General features: G+C 62.6%; 21 protein-coding genes. 8 read left to right on the top strand and 13 right to left on the bottom strand.

All coding sequences use genetic code 11. The features are described from left to right. Positions 1-55 precede the first annotated feature (55 nt). The 3 genes from JP75_RS22000 to JP75_RS21990 form a co-directional block, all read right to left on the bottom strand. Positions 56-1,144, bottom strand: coding sequence for a 5-(carboxyamino)imidazole ribonucleotide synthase (locus JP75_RS22000; RefSeq protein ID WP_035086961.1), 1,089 nt, complete (start codon positions 1,142-1,144; stop codon positions 56-58). 4 nt (positions 1,145-1,148) lie between these two features. Then, positions 1,149-1,640 (bottom strand): 5-(carboxyamino)imidazole ribonucleotide mutase, encoded by a 492-nt coding sequence (purE, locus tag JP75_RS21995; protein WP_035086958.1) that lies wholly within the window; start codon positions 1,638-1,640, stop codon positions 1,149-1,151. A 163-nt stretch (positions 1,641-1,803) separates the two neighbouring features. Next, positions 1,804-2,019: a YdcH family protein gene (locus JP75_RS21990; protein WP_035086956.1), complete on the bottom strand. Its 216-nt coding sequence runs from the start codon at positions 2,017-2,019 to the stop codon at positions 1,804-1,806. Positions 2,020-2,170: 151 nt separating this feature from the next. On the opposite strand from JP75_RS21990, the gene JP75_RS26050 reads away from it, so the two are divergent. The 4 genes from JP75_RS26050 to JP75_RS21975 all read left to right on the top strand — a co-directional run bounded on the left by JP75_RS26050 (position 2,171) and on the right by JP75_RS21975 (position 6,737). Beyond that, the gene (locus JP75_RS26050) at positions 2,171-2,347 is read left to right on the top strand and encodes a YdcH family protein (RefSeq protein WP_084587863.1); all 177 of its coding nucleotides are present in this window, start codon (positions 2,171-2,173) and stop codon (positions 2,345-2,347) included. Between the two features lie 188 nt (positions 2,348-2,535). After that, positions 2,536-4,020: a sigma-54-dependent transcriptional regulator gene (locus JP75_RS21985; protein WP_035086954.1), complete on the top strand. Its 1,485-nt coding sequence runs from the start codon at positions 2,536-2,538 to the stop codon at positions 4,018-4,020. A gap of 196 nt (positions 4,021-4,216) precedes the next feature. Continuing rightward, positions 4,217-5,839, top strand: coding sequence for an ABC-F family ATP-binding cassette domain-containing protein (locus tag JP75_RS21980; protein WP_035086952.1), 1,623 nt, complete (start codon positions 4,217-4,219; stop codon positions 5,837-5,839). Between the two features lie 223 nt (positions 5,840-6,062). Then, positions 6,063-6,737: an outer membrane protein gene (locus JP75_RS21975; RefSeq protein ID WP_051961148.1), complete on the top strand. Its 675-nt coding sequence runs from the start codon at positions 6,063-6,065 to the stop codon at positions 6,735-6,737. Positions 6,738-6,804: 67 nt separating this feature from the next. Here JP75_RS21975 and JP75_RS21970 read toward each other — a convergent pair whose 3' ends face one another. The 8 genes from JP75_RS21970 to JP75_RS21935 form a co-directional block, all read right to left on the bottom strand. Beyond that, a complete protein-coding gene (locus JP75_RS21970; RefSeq protein ID WP_035086950.1) occupies positions 6,805-7,299 on the bottom strand; it encodes a hypothetical protein in 495 nt (164 codons plus the stop codon). An 85-nt stretch (positions 7,300-7,384) separates the two neighbouring features. After that, a complete protein-coding gene (locus tag JP75_RS21965) occupies positions 7,385-8,134 on the bottom strand; it encodes a glucosamine-6-phosphate deaminase (protein WP_035086948.1) in 750 nt (249 codons plus the stop codon). A 21-nt stretch (positions 8,135-8,155) separates the two neighbouring features. After that, positions 8,156-9,055: a carbohydrate kinase family protein gene (locus tag JP75_RS21960; RefSeq protein WP_035086946.1), complete on the bottom strand. Its 900-nt coding sequence runs from the start codon at positions 9,053-9,055 to the stop codon at positions 8,156-8,158. Then, positions 9,052-10,119: an ABC transporter ATP-binding protein gene (locus tag JP75_RS21955; RefSeq protein ID WP_035086944.1), complete on the bottom strand. Its 1,068-nt coding sequence runs from the start codon at positions 10,117-10,119 to the stop codon at positions 9,052-9,054. Before JP75_RS21955 ends, JP75_RS21960 begins: the two co-directional genes overlap by 4 nt. Next, on the bottom strand, positions 10,119-11,627 hold the full coding sequence (gene argH / locus JP75_RS21950) for an argininosuccinate lyase (RefSeq protein WP_035086942.1): 1,509 nt from the start codon (positions 11,625-11,627) through the stop codon (positions 10,119-10,121). Before argH ends, JP75_RS21955 begins: the two co-directional genes overlap by 1 nt. A 3-nt stretch (positions 11,628-11,630) precedes the next feature. Further along, positions 11,631-12,479 (bottom strand): carbohydrate ABC transporter permease, encoded by an 849-nt coding sequence (locus JP75_RS21945; RefSeq protein WP_152565948.1) that lies wholly within the window; start codon positions 12,477-12,479, stop codon positions 11,631-11,633. Positions 12,480-12,481: 2 nt separating this feature from the next. After that, entirely contained in the window at positions 12,482-13,414 is a 933-nt protein-coding gene (locus JP75_RS21940) for a carbohydrate ABC transporter permease (protein WP_051961146.1), read from the bottom strand. Between the two features lie 127 nt (positions 13,415-13,541). Then, a complete protein-coding gene (locus tag JP75_RS21935; protein ID WP_035086940.1) occupies positions 13,542-14,777 on the bottom strand; it encodes an extracellular solute-binding protein in 1,236 nt (411 codons plus the stop codon). Between the two features lie 194 nt (positions 14,778-14,971). Between JP75_RS21935 and JP75_RS21930 the strand changes: the two genes are divergently transcribed. The 3 genes from JP75_RS21930 (at position 14,972) to JP75_RS21920 (ending at position 19,578) form a co-directional block, all read left to right on the top strand. Next, positions 14,972-16,195 (top strand): ROK family protein, encoded by a 1,224-nt coding sequence (locus JP75_RS21930; RefSeq protein WP_244446386.1) that lies wholly within the window; start codon positions 14,972-14,974, stop codon positions 16,193-16,195. A gap of 187 nt (positions 16,196-16,382) precedes the next feature. Then, the gene (locus JP75_RS21925) at positions 16,383-18,722 is read left to right on the top strand and encodes a PIG-L family deacetylase (RefSeq protein ID WP_035086937.1); all 2,340 of its coding nucleotides are present in this window, start codon (positions 16,383-16,385) and stop codon (positions 18,720-18,722) included. 1 nt (position 18,723) lies between these two features. After that, positions 18,724-19,578 (top strand): DMT family transporter, encoded by an 855-nt coding sequence (locus tag JP75_RS21920; protein WP_035086935.1) that lies wholly within the window; start codon positions 18,724-18,726, stop codon positions 19,576-19,578. A 242-nt stretch (positions 19,579-19,820) separates the two neighbouring features. Here JP75_RS21920 and JP75_RS21915 read toward each other — a convergent pair whose 3' ends face one another. After that, complete coding sequence (locus JP75_RS21915; RefSeq protein ID WP_051961139.1) at positions 19,821-22,325, bottom strand: PIG-L family deacetylase; 2,505 nt, start codon at positions 22,323-22,325, stop codon at positions 19,821-19,823. Between the two features lie 405 nt (positions 22,326-22,730). Here JP75_RS21915 and JP75_RS21910 point away from each other — a divergent pair, with 405 nt between their 5' ends. Then, positions 22,731-23,750 carry a PLP-dependent cysteine synthase family protein gene (locus tag JP75_RS21910; protein WP_341872295.1) on the top strand — a complete coding sequence of 340 codons (1,020 nt, stop codon included), beginning with the start codon at positions 22,731-22,733 and terminating at the stop codon, positions 23,748-23,750. 116 nt (positions 23,751-23,866) lie between these two features. Here JP75_RS21910 and JP75_RS21905 read toward each other — a convergent pair whose 3' ends face one another. Continuing rightward, positions 23,867-24,388, bottom strand: a complete 522-nt coding sequence (locus tag JP75_RS21905) for a peptidylprolyl isomerase (protein WP_051961137.1) — start codon at positions 24,386-24,388, stop codon at positions 23,867-23,869. Between the last annotated feature and the right edge of the window lie 24 nt (positions 24,389-24,412).

Genomic DNA, 24,412 nt, shown 5'->3' with positions numbered 1-24,412 from the left:
CTCCCCCTTGTGGGGAGGGATCAAGGGTGGGGGTAGCAACGAGCACTGCCCGCGCCTACTCGCTCCGCACAATCCGGTTGATGTGCCCCATCTTCCGCCCCGGTCGCGCTTCCGCCTTGCCATAGAGATGCGGCTGCGTATCGCCATCGATGCCACCCGGCACCACTTCGACCTCATCGCCAATGAGATTCTGCATCACCACATCGGCATAGCGCCGGGGATCTCCCAGCGGCCAGCCGGCCACGGCCCGCATATGCTGCTCGAACTGATCGGTGAGGCACACGGCCTCCGTCCAGTGCCCCGAATTATGCACCCGCGGCGCAATCTCGTTGACCACGAGGCTCGGCCGCTCGCCACCGAGCACGAAGAATTCGACGCCCAGCACACCGACATAGTCGAGCGCCACGACGATCACCTTGGCGAGCATCGCGGCATGCTTGGCAATGCCAGGCGCAATATCCGCCGGCACCGTCGAAGTAAAAAGAATATGGTGCCGATGCACATTCTCGGCCGGATCGAACGCCCGCACCGAGCCATCGACCCCGCGCGCCACCACCACCGAAATTTCCTTTTCAAAAGGAACAAAACCTTCCAGCACCAGCGGATGCGGTTTTAGCTCGGCAAACGCCGCCTCGGCATCGCCCGGCTGGCGCAGCACCCGCTGCCCCTTGCCGTCATAGCCCAGCCGCGTCGTCTTCAGCACCGCCGGCAGCCCCAGCTCCGCCACCGCCGCCTTCAAATCCTCAAGCAAATGCACGGCTCGATAGGGCGCCACCGGAATATTCTTGGACGCCAAAAATCCCTTTTCGGCCAGCCGGTCCTGCGAGATCGCCAGCGCGTTGGCGCCCGGCCGCAATGGCTTCAGGCTCGAGAGGATTTCCGCCGTCGCCGCCGGCACATTCTCGAACTCATAGGTGACGACATCGACCTGGGCCGCAAATTTCCGCAGCGCCGCCTCGTCATCATATGCCGCCACCGTCTTGAACGGGGTCACATCGAAAGCCGGGCTCTGCGGGTCCGGACAATAGATATGGCTCTTCAATCCCAGCTTGGCGCCGGCCAAAGCCAGCATGCGGCCAAGCTGCCCTCCCCCCAGAATACCGATGGTGGAACCAGGACGCAGCGAGACGGAGGAATCGGACAAGGTCTTACTCGGTATCGGAAGGGAATTGCGGGACGGATGCAGTCTGCCGCGCGCGATGCGCATCGAGCCGGTCAGCCAGTTCATCATCGTTCAGCGCCAGCACCGACGCTGCCAGCAGCGCCGCATTGATCGCGCCCGGCTCGCCGATGGCCAGCGTTCCCACGGGCACGCCGCCCGGCATCTGCACGATGGAATAGAGGCTATCCATGCCGCTCAGTGCCTTCGAACGCACCGGCACGCCGAAGACCGGCAGCGGCGTCATCGCGGCGATCATGCCCGGCAGATGCGCCGCGCCCCCGGCCCCGGCAATGATGATCTTGATCCCTTCGGCCCGGGCATTCATGGCGAAGTCGACGAGCCGCTCGGGCGTACGATGCGCCGAAACGATCCGCGCCTCATATTCGATCTCAAGATTTTCGAGGGTTTCGGCGCAGAGCCGCATGGTGGGCCAGTCCGATTGGCTGCCCATGACGATGGCAACTGGTGGCTTGAGCATGGCGAGTTCTCCCCCTGCCGCTCCGCAAAGCGCGCATCTAGCCTAAAAAGCCGCAGCGCTCAAGGCGCCTCAAGCATGTCTCCCGAAAGTGGTCACCGGTTTCGGGGCAAAGACATGCCAACAAAGAAAGCTGAAGCGTGTTTACGCTTTAGCGCCAAAACCGTCAGGCGATAATGTCGGGAAGCAGAATGCTTTCGAGTTGCACGATGCGGTCCTTCAGCGCCAGCTTGCGCTTCTTGAGCCGCTGCACCAGCATCCGGTCGGCAAATTGCGATTGCGTCAGCGTGTGGATGGCGGCATCCAGGTCTGCATGCTCCTGGCGCTTGGTCGCCAGCTCCAGCCCGAATTGGGCTTCCTGTTCCTTGTCGAGCTGCAGCATAGAAAAACCAATAGTCCCGCCCCAACTCACACTTGGTTAACGCATCGGATCACGATTTGCATCTCAATTCGATCACCCCCTTTTGAGGCAGTCGACAAAGCGTGAAAGATTTGTGACTATCCCCTCGTCCACGATGTCGAAGGAGTTGTCTATGACTACTGAAGGCCACATCGCAGCGCTGGAACGGCGCCATCAGGAACTGGACCGGCAGATTCAGGCAGAGATGCAGAATCGCCAGATTGATGACCTGATGGTCTCAGCGCTCAAGCGCAAAAAGCTGGAAGTAAAAGACGAAATTGCCCGCTTCAATGTGATGGAGCGGCACTGATCCGGTTGGACGACCAGACACACTGAATTCTTGAGGGTCACGGATTTTTCCGCGGCCCTTTTTATTTGCCTTCGCGGATGCGAGGAGCAATTCGTTAGGATTAACACCCTCTTAAGTCACTTTCCTCATTCTCTCCCAAAACGGCACACCCGATTCGTGCCGAGCAACGAAATGAACTTGGGATAGGCATGACGCGCGTTCTTGTGGTCGACGATGATCCGGTGCAACTCCGCCTGACGGCTGAAATCGCCAACCGCGCCGGCTTCAAGCCGCTCACCGCCACAGGCGGCGAACAGGCGCTTGCCATTCTGCGCGACGACCGCCAGATCGGCGCCATGATCCTCGATCTCGTCATGCCAGATCTCGACGGCATGGGCGTGATGTCCGCCATGCGCGCCGAGGGCCTGACCACCCCCGTCATCATCCAGACGGCCAACTCGTCGCTCGAAACCGTTATCTCCGCCATGCGCCAGGGCGCGGCCGACTACTTTGTAAAGCCCGTCTCGCCCGAGCGCCTTGTCGTCTCATTGCGCAATGCGCTCAAACTCGACACGCTCGAAGCTGCTATCCGCTCCGAACACGCCCGCCGCTCCGGCACCTTTTCCCCGTCGGACATGATTGCCAGCGCCCCGGCCATGGCCCGCGTCCTCGCGCTTTCTGCAAAAGCGGCCAAAAGCCCGATCCCCGTCCTCATCGAGGGCGAAACGGGCGTGGGCAAGGAACTGGTCGCCCGTATCATCCAGGGCGGCTCCGATCGCGCCGGCAAACCCTTCGTCACCGTCAATTGCGGCGCCATCCCGCCCAATCTCGTCGAATCCGTGCTCTTCGGCCACAAGAAGGGCGCCTTCACCGGCGCCATCGCCGACCAGCCGGGCAAATTCGCCGAAGCCCATGGCGGCACACTCTTCCTCGACGAAGTCGGCGAACTGCCCCTCGACACCCAGGTCAAGCTCTTGCGCGCCCTTCAGGAAGGCGAGATCGAACCAGTCGGCGCCACGCGCCCCGAAAAGGTCAATGTCCGCCTGATCTCGGCCACCAACCGGCGCCTCCTCAACCTCGCCAAATCAGGCGAGTTCCGCGAGGACCTCTTCTACCGCCTCAACGTCTTCCCCATCTACGTGCCGCCGCTGCGCGAGCGCCTCGAAGACCTGACCGCGCTCGTCTCCCATTTCACCGCCCGCTTCGCCGCCGAAGCCGGCAAACGCGTTCTCGGCGCCACGCCCGCGGCCCTCGACCTTCTCGCTTCCTATGACTGGCCGGGCAATGTCCGCCAGCTCGAAAACGCCTGCTATCGCGCCGTCGTCCTTGCCGATGCCGCGTTCCTCGAAGCTGACGATTTCCCGCAGATCCTGGCTCAATCCGCCGGCCGCGAAGAAGCCGTGCGCGCCACCGAACAAGCCGCGGTCCTCGCCGCGCCCGTCCATATCGACAGCGCTCCGGCGCGCCTCCGCACCGAACCGGCCGTCCAGCCCATGCAGGATCGCTTCCTCAATGCATCGGGCGACCTCCAGGCCCTCTCCGATATCGAGCGCGAAGCCATCGCCTTTGCCATCGACTATCACGGCGGCCGCATGTCCCGCGTCGCCCGCGCCCTTGGCATCGGCCGCTCGACGCTCTACCGCAAGCTCCACGAATACGGCATGGCCGAAGGCCTCATCAACGACGCAGCGTAAACGAAGTTTATCGCCGCATAGCCGCTGTGTCCGCGCGGCCCTTGCGCTATGGCGGGACCGTGCTTTAGAGCACGGACAACATCGGCAACCCCAGTAGTCCTCATGGTGAGGTGCGGAGCGTTAGCGCAGCCTCGAACCACGAGGACGTGGCACCGCACTGTTGAGGTCTACTGAATTTCTCAGAAGGCCCAAAAGAATGATCCGCCTCGAAAGCATCGGCAAGCAAAACGGCAAGCAGATTGTCTTCATCGAGGCATCGGCAACGCTCCTCAAGGGTGAAAAAATCGGCCTCGTCGGCCCCAATGGCGCTGGCAAGACCACGCTTTTCCGCATGATCACCGGCGAAGAGCAGCCTGACGAGGGCCAGGTCTCGGTCGAGCGCGGCACCACCATCGGCTATTTCAGCCAGGATGTCGGCGAAATGTCCGGCCGCAGCGCCGTCACCGAAGTCATGGATGGCGCCGGCCCCGTCAGCGCTCTCGTTGTCGAAATGCGCGCCCTCGAAGCCGACATGGGCAATCCCGACAAGGCGGACGAGATGGACGCCATCATCGAGCGCTATGGCGAAATCCAGCACCAGTTCGAAGAACTCGATGGCTATTCCCTCGATGGCCGCGCCCGCGAAGTCCTTGATGGCCTCGGCTTCTCGCAGGAAATGATGGACGGCGATGTCGGCGCCCTGTCTGGCGGCTGGAAGATGCGCGTCGCGCTCGCCAAAATCCTCCTCATGCGCCCCGACGCACTGCTCCTCGACGAACCCTCCAACCACCTCGACCTCGAAAGCCTGATCTGGCTCGAAGCTTTCCTGCAGAATTACCAGGGCGCCCTGTTCATGACCTCGCACGACCGCGAATTCATGAACCGCATCTGCACGAAAATCGTCGAGATCGACGCCGGCGCGCTGACCACCTATTCGGGCAATTACGAATTCTATCAGGCCCAGCGCGCCATCGCCGAAAAGAACCAGCAGGCCCAGTTCGAGCGCCAGCAGGCCATGCTCGCGAAAGAGCTCGACTTCATCGCCCGCTTCAAGGCCCGAGCCAGCCACGCCGCCCAGGTGCAGAGCCGCGTCAAGAAGATCGAAAAGATCGACCGCGTCGAGCCGCCCAAGCGTCGCCAGACCGTCGAATTCGAATTCCGTCCCGCCCCGCGCTCGGGCGAAGACGTTGCGCTTTTGAAGGGCGTCTCAAAAAGCTACGGCAGCCGCTCCATCTATGATGGCCTCGACTTCCACGTCCGCCGCCGAGAACGCTGGGCCATCATGGGCATCAACGGCGCCGGCAAATCGACGCTTCTGAAATTGGTCACTGGCACCACCGAACCCGACCAAGGCACGGTCTCCCGCGGCCCCAGCGTAAAAATGGCCTATTTCGCCCAGCACGCCATGGACGTGCTCGATGGCGATCTGACCGTCTTCCAGCAGCTCGAATATTCCTTCCCGCAGGCCGGCCAGGCGCCGCTCCGCGCCCTTGCCGGCTGCTTCGGATTTTCCGGCGACGAAATCGAAAAGAAGTGCCGTGTCCTCTCAGGCGGCGAAAAGGCCCGCCTCGTCATGGCCATGATGCTCTTCGATCCGCCGAACTTCCTCGTCCTCGACGAGCCGACCAACCACTTGGACATCGCCACCAAGGAAATGCTGATCACGGCGCTGAGCCAATATGAAGGCACCATGCTCTTCGTCAGCCACGACCGCCATTTCCTCGCCGCGCTCTCCAATCGCGTACTCGAATTGACTCCCGAGGGCGTCCACGCCTATGGCGGCGGCTACACCGAATACGTCGCCTCCACCGGCCGCGAAGCCCCAGGCCTCCATAGCTGAGGCACACGCCGCTTCGCGGCTCCTTCGCCTCCCTCCCCCTTGTGGGGAGGGAATGAGGGTGGGGGTATGAGAGCCACTGGCACACGAGCCGCCGGCCCCTTCCCTAACGCCACCTTTCACAAATCGATAAAACCCTGCGCGTTAACCTTATTCCTTACCCGATCATTAAGACCTTGAGACGATTTTGAGCCTCATGTTTAGGCGTATATCGACGAGGCCAAAAATGAAGCGTTCCGCCATTGTGATTTCTGCTCTCCTGGCGCTGACGGCGTCGGCCGGAGCCGCCGATCTGGGCTGGAACAGCGCTCCGGCGACCTCGCCCATGTATTCCTCCACCTCGGTCACCGACTGGAACGGCTTTTATGCCGGCGTCAACGGTGGCTACACTTGGGGCAACACCACCAATTCCCCGGCCATCGTCAACACCAACAATAACAGCTCCGGCTGGACTGCTGGTGCCCAGGCCGGTTTCAACGCCGATATGGGCGGCCTCGTGATCGGCGCCGAAGGCGACCTGCAATGGGCGAACCTCGCCTACAGCGAACCGGCCGTCACCCCCGGCACCTTTGAAGCCAAGCTCGACATGTTCGGCACTGTCCGCGCCCGCGCCGGCGGCACCTTCGGCCAGGTCATGCCCTACGTAACCCTCGGCGCCGCCTTCGGTCGCGGCACCGCCCAGGTCGTCAATGGCGGCGTCACCACCTCGCAGTCCGCCACCCATTTCGGTTGGACCGCCGGTCTCGGCATCGAAGCCAAGGCCACCGACAATATCTCGGTCAAGGCCGAATACCTCTATGTCGACCTCGGCAGCCAGTCCTATGGCGGTCTCCCGGGCGGCGCCCGCGACATCGGCCACAAGTTCAGCGTCATCCGCGCCGGCGTGAATTACAGCTTCTAAGCCAAGGCGGAAACGCCGAGCAGAATATAGGAAGGCCCCGTTGGCATTGCCGACGGGGCCTTTTGTCTTATCCGCACTGGCCGAGCACTTTGGCGATTGCGGCATTGGAGCCTCTGGCGCCGAATTCGTGCCCGTCGAACACTTCCAGCCCGCCCTGCGCCTTGCGCCGGACGAACCCGACCCGGATCATATCACCCGCCCGTTGCGCGATTCTGGCCCATTGCCGGGCCACCGGTCCACGCACCAGGATCGAGCTGCCATCGCTATGGATGAGTGGAAAATCCTGCGCGAAAATCGTGCCGCCTGTCGAGGCGAGGCTGCCCGAAGGCGTGCCGCTCGCATTGATGGCAAGACTCAAACTCGTCGCCGCCGCCACGTCCGGGCTCGGTTTGCGCACCCAATAGGCCATGGCGAGGTCGCCGCCGCGGCAGGCGAATTGGAACTGCGCCTCGCCATTGTCGAAATAGGCGATCGGCACATTGCCGCCTTCATATTTCCAGTCGGCAGCAAGGCTTGGCGTTGCGAGCAAGAGGCAAAGCGCAACGGACAGAAGTTTCGACATCGCGCTTCGGCCTCGTCTTTGGGAAACAGATCGCCGCTTCCGCAGCCCTGCCACCTTGAGACGGCTTGGTAAACGCGCCGCTAACTCACGCCTTTGCCTGGTGGCCCATCCCCGCAAAAGCCGCCTCGTCGCAGAACACGGTCACGTGACCATGCCGCTGCAGGGCTGAAGCCGGACAAGTCTCATCCGGCGGCGCCAGAAACGCCCGGGCCAGGGCTTCGGCCTTGCCGGCGCCCGTCGCCACCAGCACGATTTCACGCGCCTCCAGAATGGTTCCTATTCCCATGGTGATCGCTTCCGGCGGCGGCACCTCGCCCGGCGGGAAATCGCTGGTATTGGCGGCAATGGTGGATGGCGTCAGCTTCGCCACCTGCGTGCGGCCATCGAAGGCCGAGCCCGGCTCGTTGAACCCGATATGGCCATTGCGCCCGATACCGAGCAACTGCACATCAATCCCGCCGCGGGCGACAATCGCCGCTTCATAAGCAAGGCACGCCGCTGCCGCATCGCCATCGGCCTCAGGCAACAGTGCTCGCTCGGCCGGCAGATCGACATGGCGGAAGAAATTCTCCTCCATATAGCGCCGGAACGAAGCGGGATGGTTTGGTGCCAGCCCGACATATTCGTCGAGATTGAAGCTTGACGCCTCCGCAAACGAGAGCCCCGTCTCGACGCTCACCCGCACCAGGGCCTCATAGATCGGCACAAAGGTCTTGCCGGTGGCAAGCCCAAGCACCGTCTCCGGACGCGCCCGAACCACTTCGGCGATATGGGCGGCAACCGCCTCAGCCACTGCCTCCGGCGAGACAAAAACCTGAAATTGAGCTTTGATCATGGGTCTCTATGAAGAAAAGAGTCAGCTCGCGCTGCGAATGCTGCCGGTGCCGCCCGAGGCCTGAACCGAACGGGTGCCGGCCTCGATGGCAGCCATCAAGGCGGTGCGATTGTCCGCGCCATTGAGCCAGGCATGCAGGAAGCCGGCATTGAAGGCATCGCCCGCCCCGGTCGTATCCACGACCTCGACGCGCGGGCTGGGCAGATCGATGATCACCCCATCCGCCGCCAGAATGGCGCCTTCGCCGCCACGCTTCAGCGCCACGATGGGAAAGTGCCGTTGCAAGATAGCCAGCGCCGCGCCGGGATCGCTCTTGCCGGTGAGCGCCTCCGCCTCTTCCATATTGGGGAGGAAAATATCGGTCCCCGCCGCCCGCTCGAAGAACAGGGGATCGCGGATCAGCGCATCGTCCCAACTCGGATCGAGCGACACCGTCAGCCCATGGCTTTTAGCCCTGGCAATGGCATCGGGCATTTCATGCAGCGTCGCATATTCGGCAATATGCAGATGCGCCGCCTCGGGAGACGCGACCGCGGCCTCGAACCCAGCCGGCCGCGCATGGCCAGCCCGGCGCGACAGGAATGCACGATCCCCATCATGCACCATGACCACCGTCAACTGCGGCCCCGCCGTCTCGTGCCGATCGAGAAACTGCAGGTCGAGCCCCAGTTCATCGATCTGCTCGGACAGTGCCGAAGACAGCGCATCGGTACCAAAGCGTGCCAGCAGCGCCGAATGGCGGCCAAGTGCTGCCAGATGCGCCGCCGTAATCAGCGCACCGCCGCCCGGCGTAATGGCAAAATCGCGGGCAAAGAGCTCACGCCCCAATTGAGGCATACCGTCGAGCCCGCGAAACACCATGTCGCAATAGATGCGGCCGAGATTGAGCACAGCCCCGGCGCGTGGAAGAGAAGATGTCATGCGCGGCCCAGAGCCTTTTCGCTGACGGCATCGAAGAGATAGAGCGACCCGGCGCCGGCATGTACCGACACCGTGCTCCCGATGGCGGGCACGACGCGGCCGGGCGCGGTGGCAATGACCTGCGCCTTGCCCACATTGAGGTGCACCAGCGTTTCCGAGCCCAGCGGCTCCACCGCCTCGACCGTGCCCGAAGCCGAAAGCCCCGCGCCAGCCGCCTCGCCGACAACGAGGTCATGCGGACGAACGCCGATCAGCGCCTTCCCCTCATGCGCCGGCAAAGTCAGACCCGAAATCGCGGCCCCATCTACAGACAGATTGCCGCCGGAGATCGTGCCCTCAACCATGTTCATCGACGGGCTGCCGATAAAGCGCGCGGTAAACACATCGACCGGGTTCTCATAAAGATCGGTCGGCGACCCCACCTGCAGGATATTGCCGTCGCGCATGACGACGATCTTGTCAGCCATGGTCATGGCTTCCACCTGGTCATGCGTCACATAGACGATAGTGGTCCCAAGCCGGCGATGGAGGCTCTTGATCTCCATGCGCATTTGCGAACGCAATTGCGCGTCGAGATTGGAAAGCGGTTCGTCAAAGAGGAAAGCCGCCGGATCGCGCACCATGGCGCGTCCAATGGCAACGCGCTGGCGCTGCCCACCCGAAAGCGCCGCCGGACGACGATCGAGCAGTTTTTCAAGGCCCAGAATCTTGCCGGTTTCCTCGATCCGCTTCTGCTTCTCGGCCTTCGACAGCTTCGAAGTATAGAGACCAAAGCCGATATTCTGGCCCACGGTCATGTGCGGATAGATGGCGTAGTTCTGGAACACCATGGCGATATTGCGCTGCTTGGGCTCGCGCTGGTTCACCACCTCGCCGCCGATAAGAAGATTGCCGCCCGAAATATCCTCGAGCCCGGCGATCATGCGCAGCGTCGTCGATTTGCCGCAGCCCGAAGGGCCCACGAACACCACAAACTCGCCGTCCTCGATGGTGAGGTCAATGCCATGCACGGCGCGGGTCTTGCCGTATTCCTTGACCAGTTTCTGCAGTTCGATCTTGGCCATTAGACGGTTCCCTTCAATGCGCCGAAGCGCTCCTTGAGCATGCGCGCGGCATCAACCTGGCGGCGCAGTATTTTTCCATGAGTGTCGGCAAGTCGCGCAGCGTCCTGCCGGTAACCGGCAATGGCCGCATTCAGCGGCTCGGGCGCCGGCCCGCCAAAGCGGGTACGCACGGCGACGAAATATTCCGGCGAGACGATTTCGGCGAAGCTCGCTTCATCAAGCGTCGAACGTCGTCCGGTCGCCTGCTCGAAAGCGGCAGTGAACGGTGCATATCCATCGGTGACGAGATCGCCTCCCATAGCCACCACGGCCTTGGCAACGGATGCCGCAATCTCATGCCCCTCGCGGAAGGAAAGCCCTTCCCGACGCACGAGCGAGTCAGCCAGTTCCGTAATGGTAATGCACGAGCGCGAAATATTGTCCCGCACGCGCTTGGGATCGATGCGAATCTGCTGCACCAAAGCGGCCAACAGGTCGAGCACACGATAGGCCGAGGCAAAGGCCTGATAGCCCATGGCCTGCGTTTCGCCCTCGCTGTCATTCATGTCGGTGAAGGGCGTATTGTGCATCACCGTGAGCATGGCCTGCGCCCGCCCAGCCGTCTGGCTCGCCAGATGCCGCAAATGTTCGATCGGCACGGGATTACGCTTCTGCGGCATGATCGATGAAATCTGCACGAGGCTATTGGGCACATAGATCTGCCCCACCTCAAAGCTGGTCCACACCTGGAAATCCTGGATCGGACGCCCGAGATGCAGGAACATCAGCTCGATGGCCGAATAAGTGGACGTGATGTAGTCCACCCCGGCGATGCAGGAATAAGAATTCTGCAGCGGCGCCGCAAAGCCCAAGAGTTCCGCCACCCGCGCCCGATCCGTCGGAAAGCCCGTCGTGGTGATGGCTGCCGCGCCCATGGGAGAAAGCTCGACGATCCGATAGGCCTCAAACAGCCGCTCGATATCGCGCCCAACGAACTCAACGATCGCCGAGAGATAGTGCCCAAAGGTTGTCGGCTGCGCCGGCTGCCCATGGGTATAGGCAACGATGAGCGTATCCTTCTCACGCTCCGCCGCTTCGATCAGCGTTGCATGCAGTTTCAGCGCCTTGCCGATCAGGACATTCAGCCGCTCCCGCAGCCCGAGCTTGAAGAGCGTATGGTCGATATCGTTGCGCGAGCGTGCCGTATGGAGGCGCCCCCCGAGATCGGGCCCGACGCGCTTCTTCAATTCCTTCTCGATGAGGAAGAAGAAGTCCTCCACCTCACCCGTATAGACGAGCTTGCTGGGATCAATCTCGGCATCGATGCTATCGAGCGCCACGGCAATGTCGCGCGCCTGCCCGGCTTCCAAAATACCAGTCTCGGTGAGCATCACCAGATGGGCCCGGTCGATGGCCCGAAAACCTTCGACATGGTGGTCCTTGGCGCCATCGAACAACGGCGCCAGCACGGTTTCCTTGTAGACCGGATCGGGAAAGACCGACTGATCGGCAGAACGTGGATCGGTCATGGCTTAACCCTTGAGGCCGGCTAGCATCACGCCACGGACGATGTAGCGCTGCAGGAGAAGGAAGACGAGGAGCGTCGGAATGGTGCCGATGGCGGCCCCGGTCATGATCAGCTCCCACTGGATGGAGGCCTCAGCCGAGAAACTCGAAATGCCGACAGGCAGCGTATAGAGCTCCTTGGAGGTCGTAACGATCAGCGGCCAGAAGAACGCCGTCCAGTTGCCGAGGAAGGTGAAGATAGCGAGGGCCGAGATTGCCGGCACCACCATTGGCATGGCGATCTTCCACCAGATGGTGAATTCGTTGAGCCCATCGACACGTGCCGCTTCAAGGAAGTCGTTCGGCACGCCTTCGAAGAACTGCTTCATCAGGAAGGTACCGAAGGCCGTCATCATGCCGGGGAACATGATGCCCCAGTAGGAGTTCAACCAACCCAACTGGCTCGACATCAGATACCAGGGAATGACGAGCATTTCCGTGGGGATCATCAAGGTCGAGAGGATAGCGAGAAAAATAAAATACCGGCCGCGGAACTCGAACTTGGCCAGCGTGTAGCCGACGAGACTGTCGAAGAACACGTTCGAGATCGTCACGGTAACGGCGATCAGCGTGGAGTTGAAGAACCACTGCATGAAGCGGCCATCGCCCAGCACTTTTATATAGTTGTCGAGCGTCGGCGCCGCCGGGATCAAGCGCAAGTCATAGACCTGGCCCGACGTCTTCAGCGAGGTCGAAAACATGAACAGCAGCGGCGTGATCATGATGAGCCCGCCGATCAGCAGCAGGGTCCAGGCAATGATGCGGCCGGGGCGGATATCGCGGCTATTGGCCGCCAGCTCTTTGGTCGAGGCCATGGTCATTTCTTTTCCCTCAGCACATAGAGCTGGAGCAGGGACACGATGAGCAGGATGGTGAAAAGCACCACGGTCTGCGCTGCGGCATAGCCCATCTGGTAGGATGAAAAGGCGGTCTGGTAGATCATGAGCACCAGGGGCTTGGTCGCATTGAGCGGCCCGCCGGGATCATTGGTGGTCATGTTGTAGACCTGGTCGAAGATGCGCAGGAACCCGATGGAGGAGAACACCACGAGGAACACGGTGGTCGGCTTCAAGAGCGGAATGGTGATCTTGCGCAGGATCGCCCAATCCCCCAGCCCGTCGATCTTGGCCGCCTCATAAAAGGTATTGGGAATGGCGCGCAGACCCGCCATGAATATGATGATCTGGAAGCCCAGCCCCGCCCAGATCGCCGGGATCAGAATAGAAAACAGCGCCTGATCGACCGAGCGCAGGAATGGCTGCTGCGCAATCCCGATGGAGGACAAAAAGCCGTTGATCACCCCGATCGGCACCGGCTGGTAGAACCAGCGCCAGACCCAACCCATGGCCGCGGCCGTGGTGAGGAACGGCAGGAAGTAAAGGGCGCGGATAAAGCCGTGCATGAGCTTCACGCGATCGAGATAGTAGGCGATTACGAAGGAGACCACGAGGCTCACCGGCGTGCCGATGATCAGGTACAGAAACGTGTTCTGGAACACTTTCCAGAAGATCGGGTCCGCGAACATTTTCTGATAGTTCGCAAAACCGATGAATTGGGCCGGCCGCAGCAGGTCCCAATTGGTGAGGGACAGCCAGAACGCCTGGAATGTCGGGTAAAAGCGGATGCCCGCATAAAAGATGATCGGCACGGCGAGAAACGCCCAGGCCCAGATGACCCGCTTGGTGCTGATATTCAGACGGTCCCAGAAGCGAACCGGGCCTGTCTGTGGAAGTGCGTTCGCCGACGCCATGTTCGCTCCTGCGATGAGATGCCAGGGAGTTTCCGAAGCGCCAAAATATCACCGGCAATCACCCCGGCGAAGGCCGGGGTGACAGTCCGTGTCGTGGCGAAGTTCGAGCTCCTGAAGAGCTAGTCCCTTACTGACGGCCCTGATCGATGATCGCCTGTTCGGCCGCAGCCGCCTGGGCGATCGAGTCTTCGATCGACTGACCTTCGAGCAGCACGCGGTTGACCATGTCGATGGCGGTCTGGCGCTGCGCGGCTTCGTCATAGAACTGGGTGGTCTGGGCGTATTCGAGACCCTTGAGGAACGGCCCGCGGATCGGATCCGCCAGGTTCGCCTCGGTCAGGGCCACTTCACGGCGCGCCGGCAGTTCGCCGACCGTGTTCAGCCAGATTTCCATCGCTTCAGGCGAGGAAATGTACTGGAGGAACTTCTGCGCCGCGACGAGTTCTTCGCCCTGTGCGGTCGCGCCGATACCATTGGCGAAATAGCTCGAATAGTTCGAGCGCAGACCATTGGCGTCAGCCGGCAGTTCCACCACGCCCCATTCGAACGGGTTGTCGGCGAAAGCGCCGAGACGGAACGTGCCATCGATGGTCAGGGCAGCAAGACCTGCGCGGAACGCAGCCTGGCCTTCATCCATGAAGCCCACGAGACCCACATTCTTTTCGGTCTGGAGATCGGTGTAGAACTTCAGTGCGGCAGCGCCGGCAGCGTCGTTATAGGCAACATTGCCTTCGGCGTCATAAGGCACGCCGCCATTCTGGCGGATCAGCACTTCGCGCCACCAGTGGTGATCCTGGCCCGCCATGTCCATGGTGATGCCGGCAGAGGTGATATTGCCGCTGCCATCGCGCTTGGTGGTGGCTTCGGCAACCGCCAGCAGTTCGTCGAGCGTGTTCGGCGGCTGCACACCGGCTTCGTCGAGCAGGGCCTTGTTGTAGAACAGGGCCAGCGAACGCACGGCGGTCGGCAGGCCGTAATAGTCGTCGCCGCGCTTCATCGCCGAAACGATCGGGAAGAATTCGGATTCAATTTCGGCATGCGGGAACACGGCCGGATCAAGCGGCTGGATCAGGCCGCCATTCACGAACTGGTCGGTCCAGCCGTAGAACAACTGCACCACGTCCGGACCCTGGCCGGCAACCTTGGCGGCGACAACGCGCGTCTGGTAGTCCGCATAGGGGAAAGTGGTCTGCTTGACGGTGATGTCCGGGTTCGCAGCTTCGAATTTCTCGATGAGCTGGTCCATGGCCTGGACGCGGCTGTCGAAGACATACTGCCAATATTCGATTTCCACGGCCTGGGCAGCGCCCATTGCGATGAAGCTGATGCCGGCTGCAAGCCCGGCCACATATGCCTTACGCATAAAGTCCCTCCTTTGGAGCGTCGACCCTCCGACAGCTCTCTCATGCCAAAACACGGCCCACGCCGCCTGACAGGACCCCAACGTCCAATATGTGACAGTGGCTTGTCAATAACATAATCTACTTGCGTTATCTTGTTCCCCGGCTAGTCTCCTCCTCCATTGCCGTGCTAGCCAGACGTATGGGAGGCAACGAATTGAACGGCCGCAGCAAGAAAGAGCTTCGTCAGCGTGTGGCCATCGGGTCCAATCCCGAGCGCAACCGCGCGCATAACCGGCGCGTGGTGCTCGAGGTCATCCGCTTCCACGAACATCTCGGCCGCACCGAGATCGCCCGCCGCGCCCAGCTCACGCCCCAGGCTGTCGCCAATATCGTCGATGAACTCCTCGAAGAAGGCCTTCTCGTCGAACTCGGGCGCCTGCGCTCCGGCCGCGGCCAGCCGCCCATCCAGTTCGCCGTCAATCCCAATGGCCCCTTGACCGCCGGCGTCGAAATCGCCGCCGACCACATGGTCACCGCCCTCCTCGATCTCTCGGGCGGCGTCCGCGCCAAATCCATCCTGCCATTGGAAGCCACGGGCCCGGACACTGTCCCCGACAGGGTGACGGCCGAAGTCCAGCGCCTCGAAGCCTCGCTTGGCGTCGACCGCAGCAAACTGCTTGGCATCGGCGTCGTCATGCCCGGCCCCTTTGAAGTCGAAGGCATGAGCTCGGTGGGTCCCGCCACGCTCCCCGGCTGGACCGGCGTCGATGCCGCAGCCCTCTTTGCCAAGGCCACCGGCCAGCATGTCGTCGTCGAAAACGACGCCACCGCTGCCGTCGTCGGCGAACGCCTTTATGGCGCCGGCCGCCAGCTTGGCAGCTTTTGCTACCTCTATTTCGGCGTCGGCCTCGGCCTCGGCGTCATCCAGGAAGGCCGGCCCCTCCGCGGCGCCTTCGGCAATGCCGGCGAAATCGGCCATGTCGGCCTCGTCCCCCGCAAGGGCAAGGTTCATTACGGGCCCGCCGGCGCCTTGGAACGCTTCGTCTCGGTCTTTGCCCTGCGCGAACGCCTCGCCATGGCCGGCATCTATGCCGCCACGGTGGACGACATCCAAAAGCTCCACGACGAAGCCAATCCGACCCTTGCGGAATGGATCGACATGGCCGCCGACTATCTCGCCCCCACCGTCGCCATGCTCGAAAACATTTTCGATCCAGAAACCGTCATCTTCGGCGGCGGCCTCCCCGATTCCGTCCTCGAAGCGGTCATCGCAGCGCTCGACCCGCTCCCGGTTTCCGTCGCAACGCGCGGCAAACGCAGCCTGCCCCGCGCCATCCGCGGCCAGACCGGCCAGCTCACGGCCGCCCTCGGCGCCGCCGCCCTGCCGCTGCTCGACACGGTTTCACCCCATCTCAGCGTTTCCGACCCCGTCTCTTGAGGCATCTTCTCCATGCGCTCATTCGCCGATGCAAACCCATCCACGGTGTCATTCCCGCGAAAGCGGGAACCTCTGTTTTAGAACCGGGATTCCCGCTTTCGCGGGAATGACACGGTGGGTGTTGAGAGGCCGAACACGACCCCATCAGCACCCACTTCGCCCAACGCCTACAAAATCTGGACCACCCATGCTCACCGCCCCCGAACGCCTGCGCCGTCGCGCGGCCCAACCGCGTCTCGTCACCCTCGCTCGCGCCCTCTCGCGCCTCAAATCCACCGTGACGGTGATGAACACCGGCGCCCACCCCGATGACGAGCACAATGAAATGCTCGCGACGATGCGCCATGAGATGGGCATGCGCATTGTCGTCGCCTGCTCGACGCGCGGCGAAGGCGGCCAGAACACCCTCGGCCCCGAACGCGGCGGCGCCCTCGGCGTCCTGCGCTCGCGCGAAATGGAAGAAGCCGCCCGCGCCCTCGATGCCGATATCGCCTGGCTCGGCCACGGCCCCGATGACCCAGTGCACGATTTCGGCTTCTCCAAATCCGGCAAGGACACCCTGTCGCGCTGGGGCGAAGAGCGCACGATCGACCGCCTCGTCCGCGCTTATCGCCAATTCCGCCCCGACGTGGTCATCCCCACCTTCCTCGACGTTCCCGGCCAGCACGGCCACCACCGCGCCATGACCGAAGCCGCCGAACGCGCCTTGGCCCTCGCAGCCGATCCCGCCTACGAAACCGACGGCCTCGCGCCCTGGACCGTCACAAAATTCTGCCTCCCCGCCTGGTCCGGCGGCGGCGACACCTATGACGACGAAGTCCCCCCGCCCGAAGCCAATCTTTTCGTAACGGCCACCGGCAGCGATTTCGCCACCGGCATGCCCTTCTGGCAGCTCGGCGAAGCGTCTCGCGCCTTCCACGCCAGCCAGAACATGGGCCACTGGCGCCACCCCGGCGAAACGCAATGGCCGCTCCACCGCGTCGGCGCCAATGCGCAGGGCGACCTCCTCGACGAGCTGCCCAAAACCCTCGCCGATCTCGGCCCCTCGCCCTATCTCGCCGCCGCCGACGCCGCCCTCGCCCAGGCGATAGCCGCCTTCCCCAATAGTTCAGCCATTCTCCCCGCTCTCAGCATCGCCCGCCGCGCCATTCGCGGCGCGCAGCAGGATATCGCGCCCCAACACGCCCACCGCCTCGCCCGCAAACTCGAAGAACTCGACGCCGCCACAGCCGTGGCCGCGGGCCTCGAAATCTACGCCTCGGTGTCTTCTTCCAGCGTCGCCCCCGGCGAATCCATCGACCTCATCCTCGAAGCCGAACGCGGCGAGGCCCAAAATATCCGTGTGACCCCCATCACTTCCGGCGCCTTCACCCCCGGTGATTCCACCGAAATATCCGGCGACCGCCTGACCATCCCGCTCACCGCCCGCCCCGACGCCAAAATCGACAACGCCTTCCGCCCCGAATGGCAGAATCTCGGCGCCAACGGCACTGTCTCGGTCCTCGTCGAAGCCGAAGTGAACGGCGAACTGATTCGCTTCACCCGCGACACCGAAGAAGACCTGCAGCTCGCCCCGGCCTATTTGGTCGCGATCAACCCCGACGCCCTGATTCTCCCCCTGTCGGCCCCGACGACCAAAACCGTCGCCATCAAAACCGACATCACCCTCGATCGCATTTCCATCTCCAGCGCCCCCAGCCTGACGATCGAGCGCCACGAAAACACCTTCGCCGTCACCTCCGACGTCCTCCTCACCGCCGGTCGTCACAGCCTGCCCCTCCTCGTCGATGGCACCCCGGCCTTCGGCATCACCCCCATCGCCTATCCCCATATCGGCCGCACACGTTTCGCCCGCCCCCTGTCGCTCGACATTCTGGCGCTGAACCTCACGGTCCCCGATACCAAGGTCGGCTATATCGGCGGCGGCGCCGACCGGGTCGGCCTCTGGCTCAACCGCATGGGCGCCGACGTCACCGAACTCGACGCCGAAGCGCTCGCCGGCGATCTCTCGGCCTACGACACGATCGTCATCGGCATTTTCGCCTTCGGCCTCCGCCCCGACCTCAAGGCAGCAACGCAAAAACTCCACCGCTGGGTCGAAGCGGGCGGCCATCTCGTCACCCTCTACCACCGCCCCAGCGATGGCTGGGCGCCGGACACAACCCCGCCCCGCCCCATCACCATCGGCAGCCCCTCGCTGCGCTGGCGCACCACCAATCCCGCCGCCGAAGTCACCTTCCTCGATCCCGACCACCCACTCATCACCGGCCCCAACCGCATCACATCTGACGATTTCGCCGGCTGGGACAAGGAACGCGGCCTCTACTTCGCCTCCGCCTGGGACAGCGCCTATATCCCCCTTCTCGCCATGAGCGATGCCGGCGAAAAGCCCCTCGCCGGCTCCCTGCTCTCAGCGAAAATCGGCAAAGGCCGCCATACCCACACCAGCCTTGTTCTTCACCACCAGTTGGAAAAACTCGTCCCCGGCGCCTTCCGCCTGATGGCCAATCTTCTGCAGTCGGCCTGACATGCAGACCACACATTCGCGAGCCGGCTATGCCTGGCTCGCGAGCGACATGATTCTGGTCACGATAATGACCGTGCTGGTGAAGCTAGGCGGCGCCAGCTATCCCGCCGTGCAGATGGTCTTTATCCGCTCGCTGATCGGCCTCGTCAGCGTCCTGCCCCTCGCCTGGCGCCACCGTCGGGCTTTGCGGGAAACGAACCAATGGGGCCGCCACGCTTTCCGCGTGCTCTGCAACACATTGGCCCTCAACACCAACTTCGCCGCGCTCACCGCCCTGCCTCTGGCCCTTGCCAATGCCATCGGCTTCATGCGCCCGCTCGTCGTCCTGGCTCTCGCCACTATCCTCCTCGGCGAACGCTCCGGCCCCTGGCGCTGGATCGGCGCCGCCGTGGGCTTTCTTGGCGTCCTCGTCATGGTCTCCCCCGGCGAAGTCACCTGGAATCTCGGCATTCTCGCCGCCCTCGGCTCCGTCCTCTTCGGCTCCCTCGCCACCGTCCAGACCCGCGCCCTCGCTAAGGAAAACACCACCGTCCTGATGGTTTTTTACACGGTCGGCCTAAGCGTCTTCACCGCCGTGCCCGCCGCCTTCGCCTGGCAGCCGGTCGCACCGACCGATTGGCCCCTCCTCCTCGCCATCGGCGTCCTCGCCCAGATCGGCCAATACTGTTTTCTCCGCGCCTATCAATCGACCCCGGCCAATCTCCTCGCGCCCATTGGCTATCTCTCCATCGTCCTCGCCACGGCAGCCGGCTTCCTGGCGTTTGGCGAAGTGCCCGCCCCCACGACGATCATCGGCACCGCCATCATCATCGGCGCCCTGGTGCTGACGACCCACCTCGATCGGCCAAGGCGCTAACCTACTCCCGAAGACCTCATGGTGAGGCGCGGAGCAAAGCGAAGCCTCGAACCACGAGGTCGGGCACGCCAAAGCTTGGGTGCCACGACCTCGTCCTTCGACAGGCTCAGGATGAGGTCTACTTTCACCCCCCCAAAAAAACAAAACCCCCGGCCTGGGGCAAGGCCGGGGGTGACCGCCGCAACTACGGGGCGGCGACGGCTCGCGCTGGGAGGTGGCGCGAGCCGGATGCTTTTTCAGCCTCAGCGCTTCGCTGGCTGGATGAGATTAGCCATGATGCGGAAAGCACCCGGCGTGAGCTTGTCGAGCTGATGATGCAGCACGAGGCTCGTATGGGTGTGGCGTCCCTCGCCGATTTCGGCCGAGAGCAGCGAACCGGTGAGCGGCTCTTCGCCGGCATCGGCCATGGCGAGCAGCGGCACATAGGCCTCGTCCCATTCCGAAGCGAAATAGAGCCCGCGCTCCTTGTCCCAATTGTCCCAGTCTTCCTGGGTAATGGCATTGGGATAGGTGAGGAGCGGATGGTCGGGCTCGAGCACATCCACCGCCGACTTGGCATCGGTCACGCGATAGCGGATCGAGGGCGAGCCGATCTTGAGGAAGGCCAGCGGCACGGTCGCCGGGTCCCAGCCGTCCGATGGACGGTGGTAGAGCGTCACGAGGTGCCCACCCTTCTTGACCCATTCATGCACACCCGGCAGCGCGGCGACGAGATCCTGTCGACGGCCGAAGGAGAAGATGCCCACGACCAGCGTATCGAGATCGCGATAGGCTCCCGCTTCCATATCAGCCGGGCTCAGTTCCTTGAGATCAACGCCGAGGCGCTTGAGCCAGGTCGCGACATTGTCATTGCCGCCGCCGATATAGCCGATCTTGCCCTCGGGAATGACCGCCCCAACCGACTGCACCGGCACCGCCACTTCCGTCGGAACCACCGACCGCCCGATATGGGGATAGGTGAAGACGTTGATGGCATAGGCCTCCTTGCCCAACAGCTTTGGTGCAATGGTGATGCGCTCGGTGCCCAGTTCAGCCGGTGGCGTCAGCTCGAACGAGCCCGCTTCCAGCCCCGTTTCGCCCTTGGCGGCCATCACCCAGCCCTCTGGAAGCTGGAAATCGAGATCGGCCGTCGTGCCGCCCGAAACCACGGCGGTAAAAGCCACCGGCGAGATTTCGCTTTCGGTATTGAACACCACCGCATCGGGCTTCAGTTCGAGCGAGGCTTCCGGCAAGACGCGTAGCGCATCTTCGAGGTCCACATCGAGCACTGCCTTGTGGCCGGCAATCGTCGCCGTCAGACGCACAAAGGCATCGCCATTGCCGCCTAGCGGATCGAACTGCTCGGTCAAGGGATTGGTCAGCGCCGCATCGGAGGCAACGCTCACCTTGACGCCGTCCTCGGCCGTTTCGCCGGAAATGCCGGCACGCGCGATCACTTCAACGGAATCGACCGTAACCGTATCCGGCCCATCGACCAGCGCCTTGACAATGATGTCTTCGCCCGGATGGAGATCGGTGCCATCGGTATAGGCGCGCACGCGCATACCAGCCGCTGTCGCCAGCGCTAGGTCGACCTCCTTGATCTTGCGATCGAGGCGGTGCGCTACCTGGTCTTCAAGTTCGGTCGGCAGCGTGGAACGAGCTTCCGAAACGGCCTTGCCGATTTCAACGAGGCGCTTCACCACTTCGACCGGGTCGCCATAATCGGCCAGGGCTTCATCGATCAGCCCCTGCGCATTGCGCAGCGCATCGGCCGAAGCGGCTGGCATGCCATCGAGTTCGGCAATGTGGCCGACCGTGGCGATGAGACCATCGCGAATGTCGTTCTCTTCCTTGCCCGCTTCGCCATTGGCGGCCCAGGACAGATTGATCGGCCATTCGGTCTGCGGATCGGGCCGCCAGGAGCCCATGCCCTGCGTCAAATGGCAGGAACGCGACCATTCGCCCATCTGCGGGAAGGTCGCGCCCGAAATCGGATCGCGTTCGGGCGCCCGCACCACCAGCGTCGTCGGCGGGGGCGGGGTTTCGTCATCATAGACGCCGCCGCCACCACCCCATGCCGGCTGGTAGATCTTTGGCACGGTCCAGGTCTTCAGGCCGGCCGCGATCTGGTCCGGAAACTCCTCGGCATTTCCCGAAATCCCGGCGACGATAAAGGTCGCCACATTCGCCGCGCGGTGGTGGCCATGCTGCCCGCCCACATCGAGGAAGCAGTTCATGATCACGTCGGGCTTGTACTGGCGCACCGCCCAGGTCATGCGCTCGATCACGCGGTCACGGCCCCAGCGGTCGATCGTCTGGTTCGGGTCCTTGGAGAACCCGAAATCGTGCATATTGTCGTGGTGGCCCTGGCTACCAAAGGCCAGCGAGGCATCGAGCGAACGCGAGGCTTCGGTGATTTCGCGCGTGCGCAGCACGCCCAGCACCGAACCGCGTTCCGGCCCGATGGCGTTCTGGCCGCCTTCGCCACGCGTGATGCAATAGAGCACCGGGCGGATACCATAGACATGGCGCAAAGCCGCCAGCATGCCGCTGGGCTCGTCGTCGGGATGCGCGCCGGTCGTCATCAGCGTGACCGTGGAGGTCAGGCGTTCGAGCTGGCGATAAAGCTTTACGATTGCCGGCTCACCTTTCTGCGCCGCAATCAACTCCAGATCGGAAGCGGGAGCCGCCCAGGCAGGAATCTGCGTGGCGGCCAGAAGCGGCGGCACCGACGCGATGAAAGTTCGACGGGTCAAACGTGGCATAAACTAGTGTCCTCTCCTTACACTGCCATCGCCGCCAGCCCCTCCGGCCAGCCGATATGACAGCTTCAAGACAGGACTATGTGAGGCTGATTAACTTAACTCAAGTGTGTTAATCGAGATTTTTGGAACGAATTTTGATCAATCCGCGTGTTTTAGGAATGGAACACCTGAAGCGGTCTTTTCTGCGCAGGCGGACAAGGGCAACGTTCAACTCGCAGTCCCACTAACAGCCATGAATCTAAAATTGACCGATTTTGCAGAACACAGTACCATCAAATCAAAATCAGATGGCAAATTGTTCCGAAAATGACAAATCATTTAGAACACGCAGAATCATGGACCAGCCGAGCCATTCGCACGCTCGACGCTGATGCCCAGCGTTCCGCCGATTCCCATCTTATCCCCATGGCACTGCCCGGTTTTCCGGAAGTAGATTTCTACTTCAAGGACGAGTCCTGCCACCCGACGGGCAGCCTGAAACATCGCCTGGCCCGCTCGCTCATCCTTTATGGCCTCTGCAACGGCGTCATCGGCCCCGATACAGCGCTCGTCGAAGCCTCCTCCGGCTCCACCGCCGTCAGCGAGGCCTATTATGCCCGCCTCCTCGGCCTCAAATTCTACGCCGTCCTGCCACGCACGACCTCCTGCACCAAGATCGAAGCCATCGAGCAATATGGCGGCGAATGCGTCTTCGTCGACGAGCCCTCGGCCATCTATGACGAGGCCAAGAACCTCACCACCCGCACCGGCGGCCACTATCTCGACCAGTTCACCTTTGCCGAGCGCGCCACCGACTGGCGCGGCAACAACAATATCGCCGAGTCGATCTTCCGCCAGATGGCCATGGAGCGCCACCCCATCCCCCGCTGGGTGGTGATGAGTCCCGGCACCGGCGGCACCTCGGCCACCATCGGCCGCTATATTCTCTACAAGAGTTTTTCGACCGAGCTCTGTGTGCCCGATCCCGAATTCTCCGCCTTCTACGAAGGCTGGACCCAGACGGACACGGCCTGCCGCTGCAAGCGCGGCAGCCGCATCGAAGGCATTGGCCGCCCCCGCATGGAAGCCTCCTTCGTGCCCAACGTCGTCGACGCGATGCTCAAAATCCCCGACTCCGCCTCGATCGCCGCCACCCGCGTGCTGTCGAAACGCCTCAGCCGCCGCGTCGGCGGCTCCACCGGCACCAATTTCATCGGTCTTCTCTGGGCCGCCTCAGAAATGGCGCGGAACAACGAAGCCGGCTCCATCGTCACCCTCATCTGCGACAGCGGCGAACGCTACGCCCAGACCTATTTTTCCGATGAATGGCTGGCGCAGAACGAGATCAACATCGCGCCAGACATGGCCCGTATCGAAGAGGTCATTGCGACGGGTGTGTTTGATCCCGACCTGCGTATAGCCGGGCAACGCAGGGAACGCGTTTAGATCGCAGTCCCCCACCCTTGATCCCTCCCCACAAGGGGGAGGGAGACGATGGAACCGAGACGACTGATGCTTGCGCCTCCCTCCCCCTTGTGGGGAGGGAATGAGGGTGGGGGTACTTAAGCCCTTGCCACCCGCGAAAACTTCACCGGTACGTCCGGATGATCACTCTCCGCCGCAGCCTTCGCAAAAATCTTCCGCACCGTATCTTCGCCCTCGGTCACCTGCCCAAAGGCCGCAAACCCCTGCCCGTCCGCATTGCGCTTGCCGCCAAAGTCCAGTTCCGGCTGGTCGCCAATGCAGATGAAGAATTCCGAAGCCGCCGAGCCCGGCGCAAAACGCGCCATGGAGACGGTCATGTTCCTGTGCTTGATCCCGGTCTTGTCATTGGTCTCGTGCGCAATCGGCGGAAACGGCGTCGGCCTGGCGTCCGAAACCCCAAAACCCCACTGCACGACTTCGATCTTGATCGGCTTCTGCGGCTCATTGGTGTCGGTCACGATGCGATAAGCGGTCGCGTCGTTGAGATAGCCGCCATCGACATAGGCGAGAAAATTGGCAGCCGTACCAGGCGCGTTCTTTTCGTCGACTGCGATGGTGAAATTGCCGAGTTCGGTTTCGAGAATGACAGGGATGGTCACGTTAAAAGTCCAGACATGAAAGAG

Source organism: Devosia riboflavina, from assembly GCF_000743575.1.
Classification (GTDB): domain Bacteria; phylum Pseudomonadota; class Alphaproteobacteria; order Rhizobiales; family Devosiaceae; genus Devosia; species Devosia riboflavina.
Note: the sequence above shows the minus strand (reverse complement) of the source record. Positions and strands in the feature narration are given on the sequence as shown.

Excerpts from the sequence above, each read along its gene's own strand:
- JP75_RS21970 (WP_035086950.1), bottom strand. The coding sequence starts at position 7,299 with ATGTCGAAACTTCTGTCCGTTGCGCTTTGCCTCTTGCTCGCAACGCCA.
- JP75_RS21975 (WP_051961148.1), top strand. The coding sequence starts at position 6,063 with ATGAAGCGTTCCGCCATTGTGATTTCTGCTCTCCTGGCGCTGACGGCG.
- JP75_RS21910 (WP_341872295.1), top strand. The coding sequence starts at position 22,731 with ATGGCACTGCCCGGTTTTCCGGAAGTAGATTTCTACTTCAAGGACGAG.
- JP75_RS21985 (WP_035086954.1), top strand. The coding sequence starts at position 2,536 with ATGACGCGCGTTCTTGTGGTCGACGATGATCCGGTGCAACTCCGCCTG.
- JP75_RS21940 (WP_051961146.1), bottom strand. The coding sequence starts at position 13,414 with ATGGCGTCGGCGAACGCACTTCCACAGACAGGCCCGGTTCGCTTCTGG.
- JP75_RS21980 (WP_035086952.1), top strand. The coding sequence starts at position 4,217 with ATGATCCGCCTCGAAAGCATCGGCAAGCAAAACGGCAAGCAGATTGTC.
- JP75_RS21945 (WP_152565948.1), bottom strand. The coding sequence starts at position 12,479 with ATGGCCTCGACCAAAGAGCTGGCGGCCAATAGCCGCGATATCCGCCCC.
- purE (WP_035086958.1), bottom strand. The coding sequence starts at position 1,640 with ATGCTCAAGCCACCAGTTGCCATCGTCATGGGCAGCCAATCGGACTGG.
- JP75_RS21920 (WP_035086935.1), top strand. The coding sequence starts at position 18,724 with ATGCAGACCACACATTCGCGAGCCGGCTATGCCTGGCTCGCGAGCGAC.
- JP75_RS21990 (WP_035086956.1), bottom strand. The coding sequence starts at position 2,019 with ATGCTGCAGCTCGACAAGGAACAGGAAGCCCAATTCGGGCTGGAGCTG.
- argH (WP_035086942.1), bottom strand. The coding sequence starts at position 11,627 with ATGACCGATCCACGTTCTGCCGATCAGTCGGTCTTTCCCGATCCGGTC.
- JP75_RS21925 (WP_035086937.1), top strand. The coding sequence starts at position 16,383 with ATGCTCACCGCCCCCGAACGCCTGCGCCGTCGCGCGGCCCAACCGCGT.
- JP75_RS26050 (WP_084587863.1), top strand. The coding sequence starts at position 2,171 with ATGACTACTGAAGGCCACATCGCAGCGCTGGAACGGCGCCATCAGGAA.
- JP75_RS21955 (WP_035086944.1), bottom strand. The coding sequence starts at position 10,119 with ATGGCCAAGATCGAACTGCAGAAACTGGTCAAGGAATACGGCAAGACC.
- JP75_RS21960 (WP_035086946.1), bottom strand. The coding sequence starts at position 9,055 with ATGACATCTTCTCTTCCACGCGCCGGGGCTGTGCTCAATCTCGGCCGC.
- JP75_RS21915 (WP_051961139.1), bottom strand. The coding sequence starts at position 22,325 with ATGCCACGTTTGACCCGTCGAACTTTCATCGCGTCGGTGCCGCCGCTT.
- JP75_RS21935 (WP_035086940.1), bottom strand. The coding sequence starts at position 14,777 with ATGCGTAAGGCATATGTGGCCGGGCTTGCAGCCGGCATCAGCTTCATC.
- JP75_RS21965 (WP_035086948.1), bottom strand. The coding sequence starts at position 8,134 with ATGATCAAAGCTCAATTTCAGGTTTTTGTCTCGCCGGAGGCAGTGGCT.